General features: G+C 39.1%; 20 protein-coding genes and 2 tRNA genes. 2 read left to right on the top strand and 20 right to left on the bottom strand.

Going from position 1 to position 21,583, the window contains the following annotated elements:
- Nucleotides 1-69: 69 nt before the first annotated feature.
- From ABJE44_RS07850 to sdhC, 4 genes are read right to left on the bottom strand one after another with little or no spacing between them, the layout of a single operon-like run.
- Nucleotides 70-780, bottom strand: coding sequence for a succinate dehydrogenase iron-sulfur subunit (locus tag ABJE44_RS07850; protein WP_289031785.1), 711 nt, complete (start codon nucleotides 778-780; stop codon nucleotides 70-72).
- A gap of 11 nt (nucleotides 781-791) precedes the next feature.
- Nucleotides 792-2,561: a succinate dehydrogenase flavoprotein subunit gene (sdhA, locus tag ABJE44_RS07845; protein WP_348112491.1), complete on the bottom strand. Its 1,770-nt coding sequence runs from the start codon at nucleotides 2,559-2,561 to the stop codon at nucleotides 792-794.
- The gene (sdhD, locus tag ABJE44_RS07840; RefSeq protein ID WP_348112490.1) at nucleotides 2,562-2,909 is read right to left on the bottom strand and encodes a succinate dehydrogenase, hydrophobic membrane anchor protein; all 348 of its coding nucleotides are present in this window, start codon (nucleotides 2,907-2,909) and stop codon (nucleotides 2,562-2,564) included.
- Entirely contained in the window at nucleotides 2,903-3,277 is a 375-nt protein-coding gene (gene sdhC, locus ABJE44_RS07835) for a succinate dehydrogenase, cytochrome b556 subunit (protein WP_348112489.1), read from the bottom strand. The genes sdhD and sdhC overlap by 7 nt, the downstream gene beginning before the upstream one ends.
- 540 nt (nucleotides 3,278-3,817) lie before the next feature.
- Here sdhC and gltA point away from each other — a divergent pair.
- Complete coding sequence (gltA, locus tag ABJE44_RS07830) at nucleotides 3,818-5,098, top strand: citrate synthase (protein WP_348112488.1); 1,281 nt, start codon at nucleotides 3,818-3,820, stop codon at nucleotides 5,096-5,098.
- Nucleotides 5,099-5,227: 129 nt separating this feature from the next.
- Here the strand turns inward: gltA and rpsO are convergent, their stop codons facing one another.
- From rpsO to ABJE44_RS07775, 11 genes are all read right to left on the bottom strand, one after another.
- Nucleotides 5,228-5,497, bottom strand: coding sequence for a 30S ribosomal protein S15 (gene rpsO, locus ABJE44_RS07825; RefSeq protein ID WP_133470461.1), 270 nt, complete (start codon nucleotides 5,495-5,497; stop codon nucleotides 5,228-5,230).
- 116 nt (nucleotides 5,498-5,613) lie between these two features.
- On the bottom strand, nucleotides 5,614-6,570 hold the full coding sequence (truB, locus tag ABJE44_RS07820; RefSeq protein ID WP_348112487.1) for a tRNA pseudouridine(55) synthase TruB: 957 nt from the start codon (nucleotides 6,568-6,570) through the stop codon (nucleotides 5,614-5,616).
- Nucleotides 6,571-6,573: 3 nt separating this feature from the next.
- Nucleotides 6,574-7,002: a 30S ribosome-binding factor RbfA gene (rbfA, locus tag ABJE44_RS07815; RefSeq protein ID WP_348112486.1), complete on the bottom strand. Its 429-nt coding sequence runs from the start codon at nucleotides 7,000-7,002 to the stop codon at nucleotides 6,574-6,576.
- A 113-nt stretch (nucleotides 7,003-7,115) separates the two neighbouring features.
- Nucleotides 7,116-9,725, bottom strand: coding sequence for a translation initiation factor IF-2 (gene infB / locus ABJE44_RS07810; RefSeq protein ID WP_348112485.1), 2,610 nt, complete (start codon nucleotides 9,723-9,725; stop codon nucleotides 7,116-7,118).
- Nucleotides 9,726-9,747: 22 nt separating this feature from the next.
- The gene (gene nusA / locus ABJE44_RS07805; protein ID WP_348112484.1) at nucleotides 9,748-11,241 is read right to left on the bottom strand and encodes a transcription termination factor NusA; all 1,494 of its coding nucleotides are present in this window, start codon (nucleotides 11,239-11,241) and stop codon (nucleotides 9,748-9,750) included.
- Nucleotides 11,242-11,291: 50 nt separating this feature from the next.
- Entirely contained in the window at nucleotides 11,292-11,750 is a 459-nt protein-coding gene (gene rimP, locus ABJE44_RS07800; RefSeq protein ID WP_133470456.1) for a ribosome maturation factor RimP, read from the bottom strand.
- A gap of 541 nt (nucleotides 11,751-12,291) precedes the next feature.
- Nucleotides 12,292-12,368 (bottom strand) — tRNA-Met (locus ABJE44_RS07795).
- An 85-nt stretch (nucleotides 12,369-12,453) separates the two neighbouring features.
- Nucleotides 12,454-12,530, bottom strand: a tRNA-Met gene (locus ABJE44_RS07790).
- Nucleotides 12,531-12,740: 210 nt separating this feature from the next.
- Nucleotides 12,741-13,043 (bottom strand): 4a-hydroxytetrahydrobiopterin dehydratase, encoded by a 303-nt coding sequence (locus ABJE44_RS07785; protein ID WP_348112483.1) that lies wholly within the window; start codon nucleotides 13,041-13,043, stop codon nucleotides 12,741-12,743.
- Nucleotides 13,044-13,186: 143 nt separating this feature from the next.
- On the bottom strand, nucleotides 13,187-15,874 hold the full coding sequence (locus ABJE44_RS07780; RefSeq protein WP_348112482.1) for a TonB-dependent receptor: 2,688 nt from the start codon (nucleotides 15,872-15,874) through the stop codon (nucleotides 13,187-13,189).
- Between the two features lie 322 nt (nucleotides 15,875-16,196).
- Nucleotides 16,197-16,649, bottom strand: coding sequence for a MaoC family dehydratase (locus ABJE44_RS07775; RefSeq protein WP_348112481.1), 453 nt, complete (start codon nucleotides 16,647-16,649; stop codon nucleotides 16,197-16,199).
- A gap of 142 nt (nucleotides 16,650-16,791) precedes the next feature.
- Between ABJE44_RS07775 and ABJE44_RS07770 the strand changes: the two genes are divergently transcribed.
- Entirely contained in the window at nucleotides 16,792-17,694 is a 903-nt protein-coding gene (locus ABJE44_RS07770; RefSeq protein WP_348112480.1) for a LysR family transcriptional regulator, read from the top strand.
- A 29-nt stretch (nucleotides 17,695-17,723) separates the two neighbouring features.
- On the opposite strand, the gene modC is transcribed toward ABJE44_RS07770, so the two are convergent.
- The 5 genes from modC to ABJE44_RS07745 all read right to left on the bottom strand — a co-directional run bounded on the left by modC (nucleotide 17,724) and on the right by ABJE44_RS07745 (nucleotide 21,325).
- Nucleotides 17,724-18,842: a molybdenum ABC transporter ATP-binding protein gene (modC, locus tag ABJE44_RS07765; RefSeq protein ID WP_348112479.1), complete on the bottom strand. Its 1,119-nt coding sequence runs from the start codon at nucleotides 18,840-18,842 to the stop codon at nucleotides 17,724-17,726.
- Nucleotides 18,832-19,527 (bottom strand): molybdate ABC transporter permease subunit, encoded by a 696-nt coding sequence (gene modB, locus ABJE44_RS07760; protein ID WP_348112478.1) that lies wholly within the window; start codon nucleotides 19,525-19,527, stop codon nucleotides 18,832-18,834. The genes modC and modB overlap by 11 nt, the downstream gene beginning before the upstream one ends.
- A complete protein-coding gene (gene modA / locus ABJE44_RS07755; RefSeq protein ID WP_348112477.1) occupies nucleotides 19,524-20,291 on the bottom strand; it encodes a molybdate ABC transporter substrate-binding protein in 768 nt (255 codons plus the stop codon). The genes modB and modA overlap by 4 nt, the downstream gene beginning before the upstream one ends.
- A 118-nt stretch (nucleotides 20,292-20,409) precedes the next feature.
- Nucleotides 20,410-20,775 (bottom strand): DUF6768 family protein, encoded by a 366-nt coding sequence (locus tag ABJE44_RS07750; RefSeq protein ID WP_348112476.1) that lies wholly within the window; start codon nucleotides 20,773-20,775, stop codon nucleotides 20,410-20,412.
- Nucleotide 20,776: 1 nt separating this feature from the next.
- A complete protein-coding gene (locus ABJE44_RS07745; protein WP_348112475.1) occupies nucleotides 20,777-21,325 on the bottom strand; it encodes an RNA polymerase sigma factor in 549 nt (182 codons plus the stop codon).
- Nucleotides 21,326-21,583 lie beyond the last annotated feature (258 nt).

The following is a 21,583-nucleotide window of genomic DNA, read 5'->3' as shown; positions in this document are numbered from 1 at the left end:
TTATCGATGGGTTAACACCCGTTTTATAGAGTTAATAAGACCAATGCTAGTTGCATTGGTCTAAAGCCCCTATACTGCTCTTTTTAATAACATAGACTTGATATGACCAATTGCTTTGGTCGGATTCAAACCTTTAGGACATACACTGACACAGTTCATAATGCCGTGACATCTAAAGACACTAAATGCGTCATCAAGGTCATTTAAACGTTCTTCAGTAGCGGTATCTCTGCTGTCAGCTAAGAATCGGTATGCATGTAACAAACCTGCAGGTCCGATAAACTTATCTGGGTTCCACCAAAAAGATGGACATGATGTAGAACAACAAGCACACAATATACACTCATAAAGGCCATCTAACTTCTCTCTCTCTTCAGGAGCTTGCAAAAACTCACGAGCAGGAGGTTGGTTATCATCATTTATTAAGAATGGTTTAATTTTTTCATATTGAGTGTAAAACTGTGTCATATCCACAACTAAATCGCGAACAACAGGTAATCCTGGTAAAGGTCTTACTACAATTTTAGAGCTTTTGAGGGCTGATAAAGGTGTAATACATGCCAAACCATTTTTACCATTCATATTCACACCATCAGAGCCACAAACTCCTTCACGACATGAACGACGAAATGATAGAGTTGCGTCCTGTTCTTTTAATGCGATCAAAGCATCTAAAACCATCATGTCTTGGCCTTCTTGGACCTCTAACTGATAGTCTTGCATGCGTGGCGCATTATCTACATCAGGATTGTAACGGTAAATAGAAAAATTCATTTGCATTGTCGTTACTCCTAGTACGTTCTTGCTTTAGGTGGGAAAGCTTCGCGTAATTTAGGTGACATATTCACCTCACGCTTAAGCATGGCATCGTTTTCTGGTAAGAACACTGAGTGACATAACCAATTTTCATCATCACGCTCAGGGAAATCGAAACGACTATGTGCACCACGGCTTTCTGTTCTAAAGTTAGCGGCAACAGCTGTACTGTAGGCAGTTTCCATCAGGTTATCTAACTCTAAGCATTCTATACGCATAGTATTGAAATCATTACTCTTATCATCTAAACGAGCATGTTGTAATCTTTCGCGTATTTCGCCTAATTCTTTTAAACCTGTCGCCATTGCATCACCTTCACGGAATACCGAGAAGTTTAATTGCATACATTGTTGCAAGTCTTTCTTAATTTGAACTGGATCTTCACCTTTACCGGCTTCAGAGTTTTCCCAACGATTGAATCGAGTGAGCGCAGCATCAACATCATCGCTAGATGCTTCACGAGCATCAATACCGTCAATTGCAGAGCCAAGGTGTAAACCAGTAGCACGACCAAAGACAACTAAATCTAATAGTGAGTTACCGCCTAAACGGTTTGCACCATGTACTGATACACAAGCAATTTCACCACAAGCAAATAACCCTTTGATTGGGCTTTCTTTACCATTTGCATCGATACTTAGTGCTTGGCCATCAACATTCGTTGGAATACCGCCCATCATATAATGACAAGTAGGAATAACTGGAATAGGCTCTTTAACTGGATCAACGTGAGCAAAAGTACGAGACAACTCAAGTATGCCGGGTAGACGAGACTCAAGAACGTCCTTACCTAGATGATCAAGTTTTAACTTACAATGAGGACCAAGAGGGCCATCAAAACCACGTCCTTCACGAATTTCTGTCATCATTGAACGAGCAACAACGTCTCGACCAGCTAAGTCTTTAGCATTTGGAGCATAACGCTCCATGAAACGTTCGCCATCTTTATTCAATAAGTAACCGCCTTCACCACGACAACCTTCAGTTACTAACGTACCAGCACCGGCTATACCTGTTGGGTGGAACTGCCACATTTCCATATCTTGCATTGGAACACCAGCGCGCAAGGCCATACCTACGCCATCACCAGTATTTATATGAGCATTAGTGGTAGAGGCATAGATACGTCCTGCACCACCGGTTGCTAGAACAACCGCTTTAGATTTAAAGTAAACCACTTCTCCAGATTCAATATCAATAGCTGTACAACCAACAACGTCACCGTCTTGGTTTTTAACTAAATCAAGGGCATACCATTCACTAAATACTTTAGTTTTGTTTTTAACATTCTGTTGATACAACAAATGTAATAATGCGTGTCCAGTTCTATCAGCCGCAGCCGCTGTACGAGCACCTTGCTCACCACCGAATGCTTTTGATTGTCCACCGAAAGGACGTTGATAAATTTTTCCATTTTCAAAACGCGAGAAAGGTAAACCCATGTTCTCCATTTCGATAATCGCTTCTGGGCCAGTTTTACACATGTATTCGATAGCGTCTTGATCACCAATGTAATCAGAACCTTTTACCGTATCGTACATGTGCCATTCCCAGTTATCGTCATGGGCGTTACCTAGGGCAACTGTAATACCACCTTGAGCCGAAACTGTATGTGAACGTGTTGGAAATACTTTTGATAACAATGCACAAGATTTTCCAGACTCTGATATTTGTAATGCCGCGCGCATACCAGCGCCACCGGCTCCAATAACAACTGCATCGTACTCATGAACAGGAATACTCATTTACACACCCCACAAAACAAATAAACCTACAGCTACATATACAAATGCAATAAGGTTAAGAATAAATTGGATAAACGCTCGTAAGCCTGGCGCTTTAACGTAGTCAGTCAACACCTGCCACATACCTATACGTACATGCAACATAATTGACACTAACGCTGCAAAGGTGAATACCTTCATAGCTAGATTTGAAAATAAATCTTTCCAAATTTCAAATGTTACTTCTGGCGTACATACAAAAAATCCGCCCATAAATATTGCAAACGCAACCATGATAATAGCAGTACCTCGTATCGTTACGAAATCCTGCACGCCATTGCGTTTTAAACTTGCTTGACCGGTTACCATAATACAACTCCTATTACGACAGTAAGAATAATCCAAGCGGCAATGATAATTTTTGCACTTAAATCACCTGATTGAAGCTCTTCCCAATGTCCCAAATCCATAATCATGTGCCTAACACCACCTAACACATGAAACAAAAGGGCAGAAATAGTTCCAATCGAAACGAATAATCCTAAAGGTCCATTCATCTGTTCTTGAACAAATGCAAACCCATCAGAAGATGATACAGATACGGCCCAAGCCCAGATCACAAACATCAGCGCAAAAAATAGTGCGACACCTGTAATACGATGGAGAATGGAAGTAATAGCTGCGGGAGGAAAACTAATAGTATTGAGTTGTAAATTAACTGGTCTTTGTTTTTTCACGTTTATCGCTCTTTTTACCCGAAGGTTGTTTAAACATTTTGCAATCGACATTTAGCATGTCGATTAACAGCTAAAAATGCCCACTAACCTGTTAACGCCATGTAAATAAACCGTTAACAACAAGTGTGCAATTTGATTTTCAGCACGGAAAGCGAAGGAAGTATATCCAGCGACGACCGGAAATACAATTATTGTTCATTATTAAAGGGTTAACTATTTTAACAATACACATCTTTGAATTGCCTTATCTCTAGGTATGCTTTAAATTAAGATAATAAAATAATCGTTATACATTTCTCTCATTTAGAATTCACAATAGTTATAATCAAGTGTTAACAGGTTCTAATATGGATGTTAACCAAGCTATGCAAAAATCTTATTTGCTTTTAACATGTAAAAGAAGTGAATATTTACTGTACGAAAACGCATAAAAATTGACATCAGGCCGTATTGTCAGTACAAATAGCGGCGATTTCACCCCCTACATTTAGCGTCAAAAGCTAATTTGGAACATAAAAACGATTCTGAGGAGAACATTGTATGGCAGATAACAAAGCCATTTTGAAAGCAGGTGATACAGAAGTAGAACTACCGATTTTATCTGGTACTGAAGGTAACGATGTCATTGATATCCGTACTTTGGGGGCCACCGGTTATTTCACTCACGATCCTGGCTTTATGGCCACGAGTTCTTGTGAATCTTCAATTACCTTCATTGACGGTGCTAAAGGTATCTTGCTACATAGAGGTTACTCGATTGAAGATTTGGCTCGAGAAGCTGACTATATCGAAGTCTGCTATATGCTTCTTCACGACAAAACACCTAACACCGAAGAATATTTAGAATTTAAAGATACTATTACTCGTCATACCTTAGTTCATGACCAAGTTAATAACTTCTTCCGAGGTTTTAGACGAGATGCTCACCCAATGGCTATGTTGTGTGGAACAGTTGGCGCCATGTCATCTTTTTATCACGATGATTTAGATATTAGTGACCCAGAGCAAAGATTACGTAGTGCATATCGTCTAGTGGCTAAAATGCCTACTATGGTAGCCATGTGTTACAAATATAATATAGGTCAACCTTTTGTTTATCCTAGAAACGATTTGAGCTATGCAGAGAACTTCTTAAACATGATGTTTTCTGTACCAGCTGAAGATTATAAAATTACGCCTGCTGTAGCTAAAGCCGTAGATAGAATTTTCATTTTACATGCCGATCATGAACAGAATGCATCTACCTCTACCGTGCGTTTAGCTGGTTCATCAGGTGCTAACCCTTATGCATGTATTGCTGCTGGTGTTGCATCTTTATGGGGGCCTGCTCACGGTGGGGCTAACGAAGCATGTTTAACTATGCTTGAAGAAATTGGCTCTGTTGATCGTATTCCTGAGTTTATTGCCCGCGCAAAAGACAAGGCCGACCATTTCAGATTAATGGGCTTTGGTCATAGGGTTTATAAGAACTTTGATCCTAGGGCTACAGTAATGCGCGAAAGTTGCCATGAAGTATTACAAGAACTGAATATCGACGATCCACTACTTAACGTAGCTATGGAACTAGAAAAAATTGCTCTTAGCGACCCCTACTTTGCTGAAAAGAAACTTTTCCCGAATGTTGATTTCTACTCAGGTATCATTTTGAAAGCTATTGGAATTCCTACTAACATGTTCACCTGTATTTTTGCACTTGCACGTACTGTTGGTTGGGTATCTCATTGGCATGAAATGTTAAGCCAACCAGGTCAAAAAATCGGTCGCCCTCGCCAGTTATATACAGGTGAAGCAAAACGCCCATATAGTAAAATTGAAAAATAGATGTAATTACTCAACAAAAAGCGACCTTAAGGTCGCTTTTTTTATGACTAAAAATAATAGTCACTTATTTATAATTTTTGTAGACATAAAAAAAGACGCTTTCGCGTCTTTTTAAAAAATCTTTGTCAATTAACGACGTAGACCTAAACGTTTAATCAAATCTTGATAACGCTCTACATTTTTACCTTTAAGGTAATCAAGAAGTTTACGACGTTGACTAACCATACGCAAAAGTCCACGACGTGAGTGGTGATCTTTTTTATGGTCTGCAAAGTGGCCTTGAAGTTTATTGATGTTATTAGTTAACAAAGCAACTTGAACTTCAGGTGAACCAGTATCGCCTTCTTTAACGCCATATTCAGCAATAATTGCTGCAGTTTCTTGTGTACTTAGTGACATAATTTTCTCCAAAATATAAGAGTTTAAAGATACAACTCGCCGATCACTAATTCAGCAAGCCAAAAAGAGCGCGTATTATAGCTATGCATCTAACAATAACAAGCGCTAATTATTAATTAATAAACGACTGAGCGTTTAGGGGCAACTTTTCCATCTTCATCAATGAAACCGACCCCTAAAAATAACCCACTTTGCTGGCTATACACTCTAACTAGAGTACCTTCAGCAAACTCTGACATGCCCATAAAATTCACTGGATTACCATTTCTGAAAAAGCCTTCGCCGATTTCTTCTATTGCTACTTTAGATAATTCTTTTACCGCTGAGTCCATGGGTAGTAATAAATTATCTAACTCAAAAAATGTTTCATTATCTAATAAATCAGCTGTTTCGTTATCTATTTTATCTCTGATCTCTTGTAGCGTTTCAATCGTCATCATTCTTTCTACCGGATAATCAGTCACTTGGGTACGATGTAATTTGCTAACATAAGCACCGCAACCTAGTACCTGCCCAATATCATCCACTAAAGACCGAATATAAGTACCTTTACTGCAATGTACTATCATATCTACTTCATCAGCTTCAAAGCGTTCGATGATCAAACTAAAAATAGTTATATCTCTTGCTTCTCTGTCTATTTCGATACCTTGGCGAGCGTAAAAGTACAATGGTTTACCTTGATGCTTTAAAGCTGAAAACATAGAAGGAACTTGCTTGATTGGCCCCTTAAATTGCTCACATGCTGTATTTAACTGCTGCTCAGAAACGTCAACGGGCTTAGTTTCAACCACTTCCCCATCAGCGTCAGATGTGGTGGTTCTTACACCTAGTTTTGCTGTAACTTTATAGGTTTTATCAGCATCTAATAGAAACTGAGAAAACTTTGTCGCTTCACCTAAACATATAGGAAGCATACCAGTAGCAAGTGGGTCTAGAGCGCCTGTATGCCCCGCTTTTGCGGCGTTAAACATGCGTTTTACTTGTTGTAACGCGTGATTAGATGATAACCCTAAGCCTTTATCTAAGAGGATGATGCCGTTAATTAAACGACCTTTTCGTTTTCTGGCCATCTATTAGCTATTCTCGTTACTATCTTCTTCGTTATCATCAAGTGAGCGACCAGCAATCTTTGCCCGTTCTGCATCTTTGTTTAAGGTATCACTCACTAAATTAGCAATACGTATACCTTCAGTTAAAGAACCATCTCTGACAAATTTAACGGCTGGTACTGCACGCATGCGCATACGACTAGCTAATAGTTTACGAATGAAGCCTTTATTGTCTTCAAGAATTGCTAAGTATTCTTTGATTTGCTCTTCATCATTTTCAAAAAACGTTACATAAATTTTAGCATGGGCTAAATCTCGTGAAACTTCGACACCTGATACTGTCACCATACCTAAGCGAGGATCGCGGTTTTTGAATTCATTCTGTAATATGCTGGCGATTTCTTTATGAATTTGTTGTCCGACACGGTCGGTACGTGAAAACTCTCTTGCCATCTTGATTTCTCCTGACACATAACTTATGTATCTGTATACAAACAAAACGGAGGCCGAGGCCTCCGTAAATTAACTTAACTCGGAATAGGTAAAACCTATTAGCTTGTTAAATATTAAAGCTCTCGTTTAACTTCAACGATTTCAAACACTTCGATTTGGTCACCCGCTTTAACATCATTGTAGTTCTTAACGCCAATACCACATTCAATGCCATTACGGACTTCTTGAACATCATCTTTGAAACGTCTCAATGACTCAAGTTCACCTTCGTAAATAACAACGTTTTCACGTAATACACGAATTGGGTTACTACGTTTAACAATACCTTCAGTCACCATACAACCAGCGATAGCACCAATCTTCGGTGACTTAAATACATCACGCACTTCAGCCAATCCAATGATTTCTTGCCTGAACTCTGGCGCTAACATACCACTCATGGCTTGTTTAACTTCATCAATCAATTGATAAATAATGCTGTAGTAACGTAAGTCAATTTCTTCAGTTTCAACAATTTTACGGGCTGAAGCATCAGCACGTACGTTAAAACCAACTACGATTGCACTTGAGGCTGCAGCTAATGTTGCGTCGGTTTCTGTAATTCCGCCAACTCCACTACCAACAATGTTGACTTTAACTTCATCAGTTGACAATTTAGTTAAAGAATCAGAGATGGCCTGAATCGAGCCTTGAACATCAGCTTTAAGCACAACGTTCAACTCGCTCACGTCTCCGGCTTCCATGTTTGCGAACATGTTTTCTAGCTTAGCTTTTTGTTGCTTGGCTAGTTTAACTTCACGCTGTTTAGTGTGGCGCTTAGTGGCTACTTCACGAGCTTTACGCTCATCTTGTACAACTAATGCATTTTCACCTGCCATGGGTACACCAGATAAACCAAGAATTTCAACTGGAGTGGAAGGACCTGCAAATTTCACATCCTTACCATTTTCATCCCGCATAGCTCGAATACGCCCGTATTCTTCACCACACAACATAATGTCACCGGCTTTTAGCTCACCTTCTTGAATAAGTACTGAGGCAACTGGACCACGTCCTTTATCAAGACGAGACTCAATAACAATACCCTTAGCAGGACCAGTAGGTACGGCTTGTAAATCAAGTACTTCAGCTTGTAAGTTGATAGCTTCTAATAACTCATCTACACCTTGACCGGTTTTAGCAGAAACATTAACAAACTGGTGTTCGCCGCCCCACTCTTCTGAAATCACTTCGATTTGTGATAATTCAGTTTTAACTCTATCTAGATCAGCTGCTTCTTTATCAATTTTGTTAACCGCTACAATTAACGGTACGCCAGCAGCTTTTGAATGCTGAACCGCTTCTTTGGTTTGCGGCATCACACCATCATCTGCAGCTACTACTAGAATAACAATATCAGTAGCAGTTGCTCCACGAGCACGCATAGCTGTAAAGGCGGCGTGACCTGGAGTATCTAAAAATGCAATTCGGCCGTTGTCAGTTTCAACACTGTAAGCACCGATATGCTGAGTAATACCACCGGCTTCACCGTCTGCGACTTTGGCACGACGAATGTAATCCAATAATGAAGTTTTACCGTGATCGACGTGGCCCATGATAGTTACAACAGGTGCACGACTAGCTTTTTCACCACCAGTCACATCAGCGATTAACTCATCTTCTAATGCATTGTCATTAACTAATTCATATTTATGACCCATTTCTTCAACTACTAATACAGCAGTTTCTTGGTCAAGTACGTGGTTAATGGTAACCATTTCACCCATTTTCATAAGTGTTTTGATAACTTCAGTGGCTTTAATTGCCAACTTGCTACCTAACTCACCAACCGTAATGGTTTCGCCAATACGTACCATTTTTTCAACGGGTGCTGCTGGCTTATTAAATGCGTGTTTAAGTTCAGAACCGGCATTTTTCTTAGACTTCTTACGTCTACGTCCGCCACGCTCTGATTGCATATCTTCTACGTCTTCGGCTTCTTGAGCATAACGGTTCGAATGCACATGGACTTCTTCTTTTTCTTGCTTCTTACGACGCTCTTCTTCTTCTTTCCAACGTCTAGAATTCTCTTCTGCTAGTTTTTTAGCTTCTTCAGCCGCATTTTTAGCATCTTCTTCAAGCTTACGCTGGGTTTCTTCTTCTTGAGCTTTACGAAGCTTTTCAGCTTCTGCACGAATACGATCTTGCTCAGCTTGCTCTTCAGGGCTCAATACTGACTCTTCAGCTTGACGAGCTTCAGCGACTTCTTTAGCTTTTTCAGCACGAGCTGCACGTTCAGCATCTGCTTTAACTTTTGCTTCTGCAGCTTTAATTGCTTTCTCTTCAGCTGCTTTTTTGGCCGCTTCAGCTGCTTTTTGCTCGGCTTCAAGCTTAAGTTGCTGTTCTTCGGCTAAACGTTTAGCTTCTTCCTCAGCCATTTTAGCTTCTTCAACTTCTGAGCGTTTCACGTAAGTACGCTTTTTACGCACTTCAACAGTTACAGCTTTCGACTTCCCCATGTTTAGTGTACTGGTTGTCTTTCGTTGCAACGTCATACGTTTAGGGGCTTCTGAACCGTTTCCACCGTGCTGTTTGCTTAAAAAGTCTAACAAAACACGTTTTTCGTCCTCTGTTACACTGTCACCGGCTGCTTTAACAATACCTGCACTTTTAAATTGTTGAACCAAACGGTCAATTGAAGTGCCTATATCAGTGGCGAGTTTTTCTATGGATACTTCTGCCATAATTGGTATTCCTCCTGGTGACCTATTCTTCGTTGAACCAAACGATGTTACGAGCGGCCATGATCAACTCACCGGCTTTTTCTTCGCTTAGTTCTTCTATATCTGAAATTTCATCTGTGCCCTGTTCTGCAAGTCCTTCAAGATCAGTGATCCCGCGACTGGCCAACATATAGGCAAGATGTTTGTCCATCCCTTCAAGATTCAACAGTTCCTCTTTAGGCTCTGCTGCTTCCAAGGTTTCTTCGTTTGCCAAAGCTCGAGTGGTTAAGGTTGCACGAGCTCTGCTACGCAGCTCCTCTACCATCTCTTCTTCTAGGCCTTCTATTTCTAACAATTCATTGATTGGAACGTAAGCAATTTCTTCTAATGTAGTAAAACCTTCATCTACTAATACAGAAGCAAAGTCCTCATCAATATCCAAACCGTTAGTAAATACGCCTAGTACCTTAGCGTTTTCTTCTTCGTGTTTTGAGCTTAACTCTTCAGTTGTCATAACATTCAATTCCCAACCTGTAAGTTGGCTTGCTAATCGAACATTTTGACCACTACGCCCTATAGCTTGCGCTAAATTATCAGGCTCGACTGCGACATCCATAGACTGTTTATCTTCATCTACAACGATTGAAGATACCTCAGCTGGAGCCATAGCATTAATAACGAACTGAGCTGGATTATCATCCCAAAGCACAATATCTACGCGCTCACCACTTAACTCACCAGATACGGCTTGGACTCGAGAGCCACGCATACCCACACAAGCACCTACTGGGTCAAGACGCTTATCGTTAGTTTTTACAGCAATTTTTGCTCTAGAACCTGGATCACGAGCTGCTGCTTTTATATCTAAGGTTTCTTCAGCAATCTCAGGCACTTCAATGCGGAATAACTCAACCAACATATCAGGATGAGTTCGGCTAATAAACAATTGAGCACCACGTGCTTCAGGGCGAATCACGTAAAGTAAACCACGCACTCTGTCACCAGGACGAAATGTTTCACGAGGTAACATGTCATCACGGTAAATTACGCCTTCAGCATTATTGCCTAAATCAATAATAACGTTATCTCTATTTACCTTTTTAACTGTACCAGTAACTAACTCACCAACACGGTCTTGATATTCAGCTATTACTTGGTCACGTTCAGCTTCACGTACTTTCTGCACGATAACTTGTTTAGCTGTTTGTGTTGTGATTCGGTCAAATGCGATAGATTCAATTTGATCTTCAACAAAGTCGCCTAATTGAATATCAGGTTCATCTAACTGCGCAGCAGATAGAGACATTTCAGCCATTGGGTTTTCTTGCTCATGATCATCTGCAACTACCAACCATTGACGAAACGTATCAAAATTACCAGTTTCGCGGTCAATACTTACACGTACTTCAATTTCGCCTTCATTTTTCTTTTTAGTGGCACTGGCAATAGCAAATTCTAATGCCTCAAAGATTTTTTCTCTTGGAACCTGTTTTTCGTTTGAAACGGCTTCAGCCACTAACAAAATTTCTTTATTCATTGTTGCCTCACTGATTACTCTCTTACGAAAGCCCTTGTCAGGTCACCATCTTAATCAAAAGAGGGGACGAGATTACCTTTCTCTATATTTGCAATAGCCAAAACATGAGTTTGGTTATCAACTTCTAACGTTAGGTTACCTGCTTCGCACCCTAACACCTTACCTTTATAGTTACGTCTATCACCCATAGGGATCTTTAATTTTACTGAAACCACTTCACCTAAACAGGCTTGGTAATGAGCTTCTTTAAACAAAGGCCTATCCATTCCTGGTGACGACACTTCTAAGTTGTATTCCGTACTAATTGGATCTTCCACATCTAACACTGCGCTTGCTTGATGACTTACCTCTGCACAATGCTCCACACCAATACCATCGGGATGATCAATATATATTCTTAATGTTGAATGTTTACCGGCTCGGATAAACTCAACACCTACCATTTCAAAACCTAAAGCTTCGACTGGCGACGTTAACATCTCAGTTAACTTTTGTTCGAGTTGCGACAAAATATTGCTCCAGAAACAAAAAAAGGGCCGAATGCCCAGAAAATATGAATTACCCGTAGACTCTTACATTTACCATCAAGAGTATAAATTACGAACACAAAAAACCCCGTACAAGCGGGGGAATTTGTTTCTGGACCCTAGTCCACTATTAAACTAGAAATATGGCATTGTACCAAATTCTAAAAGTGGTTGCGGGCTACGAGAGCAACTTAAATAAAGATAATTAATCAAAAAACATCTCGAACAGTTCCCACAAATAAAGCGTTACTATCATCAATTGATGAGGGAGTTCACTTCTCAAGTGCGACGTATTGTACAGACCAGCTAAGATACTTGCAACAGTGTGCCCTACTGAATACCCAAAAACCTATGATTTTAACGAATAAAATACTAGCTAGATGTGCTTTTTTAAATAAAAAACTAAAATCTGATAATATTACTAAAAGAAACCAGTAATATTTTGAATGTAAATACGAGTTACATTATTTGAATCAAAAAAAAACCATAACTAATTTAATATTTAGCTATGGTTTTAATCATATGGTTGCGGGAGCAGGATTTGAACCTACGACCTTCGGGTTATGAGCCCGACGAGCTACCAGACTGCTCCATCCCGCGCTTGAAATCTTTTAATTCGCAAATATTACCTATTTGCAAGCAGCTATTTGTTCCTTTAAAACGTTAATTTTAATGATACAAAATATGGTTGCGGGAGCAGGATTTGAACCTACGACCTTCGGGTTATGAGCCCGACGAGCTACCAGACTGCTCCATCCCGCGCTTGAAATCTTCTTCAATTGAAAGCTGTTTTACAACTGCCTCGTCTTGAGTGGGGCGTATTATACATAGCAAAGATTGGGGTGCAAGCAGTTAATACCTATAAAGATTAAAAAGCTGTGTAACCGCTCAATCTACATACAGGATGTTGAAATAATCATCAGATATATTGATTTTGCAACTCGGTAGCACTTTAAATTTTACTAGAAATTTTTATTTAATGTAGAAATCCATTTTCTCTGCTAGTTTAAAATCAAGCTCACTGAGACCACCAAGTTCATGTGTGGTAAGTGAAACAACCACCTTGTTGTAGGAGTTTGACCAATCGGGATGATGATTTAATTTTTCTGCACAAATTGCTATTTGTGACATCCATCCAAATGCATCAATAAAGTTTTTAAAAGTAAAAGATTTTATTAGTTTATGATTTTCAACAGACCACCTGTGCCCGTCATATAGCTCTGAGTTAAGTTGGGTTAATGCTTTCTGCATTTGCTGATCTGAATATAGCTTCATATTGATTATCTCCTTGCTCAAAATTATCCCCCTATTTGGACAGTTAACTCTACGCAATTAACATGTTTGGTTTATCTTAACGAGCAAAAATAAAGATAAAAAAATTCCCGAACTAATCGGGAATTAGTAACTCATTGTATGTATTAAAATTCAATTGCCAACCTAGCATATACTTGTCGACCTCTTGGATCGTGTACTTTTGAGTCGAAGCCACTATTGGTAAATAATTGTGGAGGATTCTCATTGGTAAGGTTAACCCCACCAAGTGTAAATACATATTCAGTTTCTGTCTCAAGTAAGGCAGACACATTAATATTAAATTGTGCGTCATATGTCACATGACTATCCACTTCTTTAAAGCCCACCGCACAGCTGCTTGTATAGGCATTACCGTCAGCACAGTTTTGGTCGTCATCATATGAACTAATATAGCGTATATAAACATTGGCACTGTAAGCCTCCATTTGCCAACCTAAACCAAAGTTTGCACGTAACTCAGGAGACGACACACCAATATTTGAAAAGTTACGGCGCCCAACACCGTCTATTTTTCCTGCTTGGGGATCATCTAAGTCATACTTAGTGACGTATGTGGCTGTAATATTTGGGGTGAACGTACCAGCACTCTCGGTATCAATTTTATAACTAGTTACGAAATCAACCCCAGCCGTATTTAACGAACTTGCGTTAACATAGGTGTTGTTGACACCTATAAGAGGACCGGTTTCAGGATCTCCAGCTCGGTTTAATCGAGTCGTATCTGAAGGGTCCAAATTTAATATAGCTTGTGCATTTTCTTGAATTATCAGATTCTCAAAATCAAAATTCCAATAATCCATCTCGATAGACCAATCATCTAAGGGTTCAAATGAGAAACCAAGGTTGTAAGCATCCGACTCTTCAGGAGTTAAATCTTCATTACCCGAGGTTCTTACCGCTGCAAAAGCACTTCCACCTCCTATTAAAGGATCGGATAATTGCTGCAAACTTGTTGCACCGCCGTCACGCATAAATATTGATGGTGCTCTAAATGATGATGATAATGATGCTCTCAGTGAAAAATCATCCGTCGCTCGATAGTTAAACGCCAATTTGTGATCGAGGGTATCACCAATAGTGCCGCCGTAATCCTCGTAACGCAACGCTAGTTGCACGTCAAGAGTATCAAGAACAGGTAATGCAAGCTCTGCAAAGGCCGCTATTACGTCTAAGTCACCTTTTAAATCAGGATTGCCAATAACAAATGTAAAGGAATCTTCATTAGATAAGGCATCATAGTCCTGGCTCAGTTGCTCCTTTCTATACTGAGCACCAAATGCCAGACCAGCTGTGCCGCCATCCATTTCGAAAACACTAATAGAAGCAAAGCCTTCTAGTACTTCTAAATCTGCATTTGAATCGATAACTTGTTCACCGGAAAATGAGTTAATAACATTTTCGGAATTAGGCGATGTTGTATACGATGTAGCAAATGGGTTGAAATATTCACACAGCCCTTCACCTGGAGTGCCCGAAATAGGATCACAACCACGGCCCCCTAAACCATTTAATGCAAGGGTAAATTTATCTTTGATAACATCTTCAACCCTAAACATGAAATCATTACTGGCGTTGGTATAACTTAATTCCCAAAAACCGTCTTCAAGCTCACCTGTTAACATTGTATTAAAGCGGAATGTATCTGACTCTGTATTCGCTGGATCAGCGTCAATACCATTTCCCTCTGCACGGCCAAAAAATACAACATCTGCGCCAAACACATTATCAGGATGACTAGCTGGTACAACAGGACCAGTTAGAATTGGGAAGCTAGGTGCTCCACCCCGTTCAGCTCGATTACGTGCCAAACTTATCTCCGAAGTCCAAACCATATCGTTGTCAAATTCATAAGTACCACTAAAATAAACATTTAATCGTGACTCTTTTGGTACGTAAGAATACCCAGGTCCAAAATCAAATTGACATAATCCAATGCCAGGAATACCCGCTCCAAGATCATTAATAGTCCCCCCAAATTCCTCACATCCTGTGGGATCAATAACGGGTACACCTGCAGGGACGCCAGGAACACCAAAAAATGAACCAGGGTTACCCAAGTTACTAGTGTCATCTTGAGGACGAGATAAACGTCTATCGCTTATGAATAAAGGAGAACGATTGGTATAACTTAATGCGCCCATTACGCTGCCCTTGTCACCAACAGCTCCCCAAAGCCCTTGAATATTATATTCGCTGTTATCACCATAAGCTCCATCTTGATAATCCAGCGTCACTTTAGCACCTTCATAATTACGTTTAGTAATAAAGTTAACGACACCGGCCACAGCATCTGAACCATATAAGGCTGAGGCGCCATCTTTAATCACTTCCATACGGTCAATTGCAATCATAGGTACTAAAGAACTTGTATCAACAAAATTCAAGCCCTCGTTTGTTGGCTGTGAATTTACTACCTGTCGTTTGCTATTTAACAACACTAGCGTTGAAGCAACACCTAGACCGCGTAAATTAATATTAGATGTGCCAGCGGTCGCGTTTTGCGTGAATGCATCAGGGTTATTTTCAGCCCCAGTATTTATAGTGAGTGATTGAGTTATGTCAGCTATACTTTTTGCACCAATAGAATCGATATTAGTACTATTAATTACTGCTAAAGGGGATGGTGATTCGAAATTTTCGCTACGTCTCACAAAGCTACCTGTCACCATAATTAATTCTATTTCTTGATCTTGTTCAACTTCCTGTTCTTGCGCAAAAGCAACATTGTTTGCTGCAAAAAGTTGAGTAGAAATTGCTGCAGCCAATATCGTTAATTGTGTTTTTAGTCTCATACTGTGTTCCCAGTGGGTGATTATTAGATATTAAATACACTTACAAAGACCTCAGACTAAAAACCTATAACGTCAAAAGTCGCTGAACAATTTAACTCCAATAATGTTGTTATTAATAAGTGTCTGAAGAACGAACATTTCAGAACTTAAAAATATAGTAGGCGGCTTAAGACCAAGTGTAAATAAATTGTTATTTATATGTAAACATAACAAGACCAGATGGTCTGACCAGATATACTAAAGTAGGCAGAAAGAATACTAAACGTAGCCAAATCAAGTATTAAAATAGAAAATAACTACGTCTTGTAAAGATGAGGCAAGGTTAAGTTGCACCCACTAGTAAAGTAAGAAATACGCCCTTTAAAGCTGGTTTGTCTCTATTTTCAATTTCCGCAGTAGTTTCAAAATGAAATAAGCGACCTGATGCTTTTCGTTCCACTTTTTTTAAAGTTGAATGAAAACGAATTTTATCGCTAACGCGAACAGGCTCAATGAAACGGATTTTATCAACTCCGTAATTGAGCAATGTTGGAAATTTAGGGTCGACTTGAATACAACCATAAAGGCATTGAGGTATTAGAGTAACAGAGAAATATCCATGGGCTATGGTACAGCCAAAAGGGCTACTTTTAGCGCAACGATCTTCGTCAACATGTATCCATTGATGATCACCCGTCGCTTCAGCAAATAAATTGATATCTGATTGTTTTATTTTCACCCATTCACTAACAGGCAACTGTTCCCCTTCCATTAATTCCAATAATTTTTTATTCATACAAATCTCCAACAAAGAATTTAGTCAACCTACTCTAGCAAGAATTAAAATATCAATATAATGAATATTTAACATACTTTAACATTGATTTAACTAATAAATAACGTATCATCTGGTGAATTCGCCACATGAGTACTTTTCCATGAATTTACACCGTATTGATTTGAATCTATTTGCTGTTTTTGACGCTATCTACACTGCAGGTAGCCTAACCAAAGCCGCAGATGTCTTATGTATAACGCAACCAGCAGTAAGTAATTCACTGGCTCGCTTACGAGAAATGTTGAACGATCCATTATTTGTAAGAACAGGACATAGTATGACGCCAACCCCTGTGGCGCAGAATATTATAGGCCCAGCGAGAGAAGCCTTAGGACTGTTAAGAAAAAGTGTTCAAGAGAGTCATATTTTCGACCCTTTAAAGGCTGAAAAGACCTATAGTTTTGCGACCAGAGATTTATTAGAAGCAACAATAATGCCCAGGTTGCTAGCGTTATTGCAAAAGAGTGCCCCTAAAATATCTGTAACTAATTACGAAGTGAGTCGTAAAAATATTGTGTCGGCAATGGCTAGTGGTAACCTAGATTTCTATGCCGATGCGTCATCTTTTAGTGATCAATACCTTTGTAAACAAAAACTAGCACAAGATCGCTTCGTGGTTATTGCCCGTAAAAATCATCCAGATCTTACTAATGGTATGAGCCTAGAGGCCTTTTTAAGACTTGGGCATATCAATGTATCCCAAAGAAGAACAGGACCAGGACCAATAGAGGTTGCGCTAGATAAATTAGGAGAAAAACGAACAGTAGTAATGCGTGGACAACATTTTTTAACCGTCCCTTCAGCCGTATTTAAAACCGAGCTGATTGCCTGTCTTCCTTATCACCTTGCCAAGCATTATGACTTATCCCTCTATGAAATGCCCTTTGAGTTACCTTTACTTGAGTACTTTTTATATTGGCATGTTAGCTCTGACTTGGATGATGCTCACATTTGGATGCGAGAGCAAATTGCACAAATGGTTAAGGCCTACCACCCTACTTAGGATTTCAAAAAGGTGTAAACAAGCTTGTGCTAGCGAATAATCGCTACTGTTTTCACTTGTATCCATACTTTTTGACCACTTACTAATGCAAGTTGCGATAAAGACTTGTTCGTTACCCTGACAAGTATAGTCGTAGCGCCAGCTTTAACTTTTAGCAGCGAAGTTGCGCACGCATCTTCGGGGATCATTGCAATTACTTCTACAGGCAATTGATTTAAAATACTAGTATCACGCTGTGACTCTATGGTTACGCTAATATCATTTGCCAGTATTTTTAATCTACATTGTGAATTTGATAATTCATCTCGCCGCTTGGGTAACCATAGTTGCCCCCCGTCAAACGCCACTTTCATCAATTGCCATTGCTCATCTACTTCTAAAATATTGCAATCAAGAACAATACCTATGTCATCACGAGTTTGTGCTGCAAAATGAATATTTGAAACCAACTCTGGGACGCCACCTTGGTTAACTAACTTACCACCTTCCAAGATTAGAACGCGGTCTGCTAAACTCATAATTTCATCCACAGAGTGAGTTACATATAAAACAGGAATTCCAAAACTGGCTTTTAACTTACCTAGATAAGGCAAAATCTCTAGCTTACGTTTTACATCTAAAGAAGCTAAAGGCTCATCCATCAATAGTAATTTAGGCTTTAATAGCAATGCTCGTGCAATCGCTACTCTTTGTTTTTCACCTCCAGAAAGTTGATTTGCCCCCTGTGCTAATAAATTTTTTATACCCAAAACATCAATAACTTGTGAATAGAATGCATCACTAGGCTTATTACTGGCGCGTTTAATGGCATAAGATAAATTACCCATGACCGTTAAATGCTCAAACAAGCTTGGATCTTGAAAGACGTAACCAATTGACCGCTTATGGGTAGCTTTAAAGGTAGCCTTATCTTGCCAAACTTCACCATTAAAAGACAAATAGGCCGATGGGGATTTTTGTAAACCAGCAATACAGCGTAACAAGGTTGTTTTACCAGAACCAGACTCACCAGAAATTGCAGTCACGCCCTTAGACTGAACTGAAAAGTCAACATCAAGAGTAAAACAACCATTACTTCTATTAGCATGCATTAATTGAAAGCGTGCCTTTAATATTTGCTGTTCGATACCCGAAGGCTCACCTACCATAATGTAGCCCTATACCAGAACGTTTACGTTGAAAACCATATAAACCCAGTAACACAATAAACGAAAAGCTCAACATAATTGCTGCAAGAAAATGGGCGTTATCATATTGTAATGCTTCAACATGGTCATAGATTTGAATAGACACCACTCTCGTTTCTTTTGGGATACTACCTCCTATCATTAACACTATTCCAAACTCGCCCACTGTATGTGCAAACCCAAGAATAGCGGCTGTTACAAAGCCTGGTTTCGCTAATGGTAAAACCACACTAAAAAATCTGTCAAATGGCCCAGCTCCCAAAGTTGCAGCTACTTCTATAGGGCTATCACCGATACTTTGAATTGCATTTTGAATTGGCTGAACAACAAAAGGTAAAGAATAGATCATTGAAGCTATAACCAGCCCAGAAAAGGTAAAAGGTAATGTACCTAATCCCAAACCTTGTGTGAATTCACCAATAGGCCCATTAGGCCCCATAAACACCAACAAATAAAAACCCAAAACTGTTGGGGGCAAGACCAAAGGTAAAGCGACTAACGCCCCTATAGGCACTTTCAACCAGGATTTTGTCTTAGCTAACCACCAAGCTAGTGGGGTTGCCAACAATAACAACAGTAGTGTGACACATGTAGCTAACCGCAATGTAAGCCAAATGGCGTCTAGATCATCAGGAGATAAGCTCAAACTGGGTTGTTCTCTAAAGTTAGATAACCATAATTTGTCAGAATTTCATTGCCTTTTTTAGAATGTATAAAATTAATTAACGCTAACGCCGCTGAATTACTTTTAGCCTTATTTAATATGATGGCTTGTTGTTGAATTGGTTTATGCCAACTACTCGGAATTAACCAATATGAACCCGTATATTTTTGCTCCAGCATCACTTGAGACAAAGCTACAAATCCTAAATCGGCATTTCCAGAGTCTACAAATTGATAAGCCTGGGCGATATTTTCTCCCAAAACCCATTTAGACTTTGATTCATCAAGTCGATTTAAATGCTCTAATGCTTCTAGACTGGCCATACCATAGGGAGCAAATTTGGGGTTTGCTATAGAAACTTTATTGAAAGCTCCGTTAATAAGTATCTGTTCTAGCTCCAATGCACTCTTTTTAAATCTGCTTACTAAGGTCAGTCGACCGATAGCATAAGTAAATCGGCTGTTAGAGACACCTAAACCAGCGTCACTAACTGCTAGAGGCTTAACAACATCAGCCGAAAAAAACATATCGAATGGAGCGCCGTGCAATATTTGTCCGTAAAATTTGCCAGACGAGCCAAAAGATAAGACATACCTATGGTTAGATTCTTTTTCTAATTCAGTAACTAAGGCCAGCATACATTGTCGAAAATTAGCAGCAACGGCTAAATGCGCACTTTCAGCTAAGGTGATAAAAGAAACAAATATCCCCAGAATACTTGCAACAAAAATGTTTTGTAACTTCATTAAATTAAGCTAACTCCAACTATCAAGGGTGCCACTTCTGTATCCCAACTAGCGTACATAATTTTATATTTCGATTAATAGCTCTACTTGCAAAACACTGCATACATAACACTGAATGTTATCGCTTAGCCAACAGAGAAACTTGCAGCTCGACCCTTTTTATTTCCCTAAGGACAGACAAACGATTCAATTCCATAAAAAACCATAAACGACTAATTGCAAAAGCGACTCCACTTAACAATGTTCCAGCCAACCAATTTATCTTTAAACCAATATCTAACTCATTTATTAAATGATAACCACAGTAAATAGCTAGACCAACAAAAATGATCTGTAATAACACAATAACAGCGAAGGTTAACCGAAAAGTCCCATTAAAGCTTTTAGTAATTAACTGTAATGCATTAGCTTGCTCCTCTGAAAAGCCTTCGGCTTTCTCATCATTTTTAAGGGCTTCTAAAATTTTCTGATTTAAATCACTCATCTCAATCTCCTGTTAAATTATTTCTTATCAATTTACGAGCATGGTGTAAGCGAGATTTAACTGTACCTAAAGGTATATCCAAAACTTGCTGTATTTCCACAACACTTAATCCTTCTAAATAATACAAATGTACTAGTTGATATATTTCAGTGGGCAAATGGTTAACCATTTCATCAAAACACAAATTATCCTCAGTTTTTGCATTAAGAAGATATTCATTTTCTGAGTAAACAAACTCTTGATAACTATTTACTATGTTTTTTTGTCGCTGATTTTGGCGGATAATATCCACACATTTATGATGAAGAATTTGATAAATCCACTTTGGAAAGGCAGCGCTGTCTTTCAGCTTGTTTAGTTTAGCGCTCATTGTTTCTAAAGCATTTTGAACCGCGTCTTCAGACTTCTGCTGATCTCCAATCTGACGAAAGGCATACCGCAACAACTTTGGATACCAAATTTTTAACAGTTTTTGCATAGCAATCACATCGCCCATTTGACAATTAATGACCAGCCACTCTGTAAGAATTTGTTCGCTACTTCGTTTCATATATTAAAGGTCGTTGAAGGTTAATATTTGGTTCACGGTAAACAACAATAATTAGGCAAGTATAAAAATGGGCGCAAGTCGTAGTTTTGTATAATCACTAGTAAGTAGTTGTAAAATTCAGATAAAAGCAAGTAATACCTTATAGAAAGGTTAAAACTTAGTTGGTTAAAATCTCTTTAAAACAGGTGTGATTAAAATTATGACCAACCTCATACATTTTCAGTATTTTCAAATTTAGAATTGAACCAAAGAGTGCAA

The sequence above is a fragment of the Paraglaciecola sp. genome, from assembly GCF_039942875.1.
Classification (GTDB): Bacteria; Pseudomonadota; Gammaproteobacteria; order Enterobacterales; family Alteromonadaceae; genus Paraglaciecola.
This window is presented reverse-complemented; position numbering and strand designations above follow the sequence as displayed.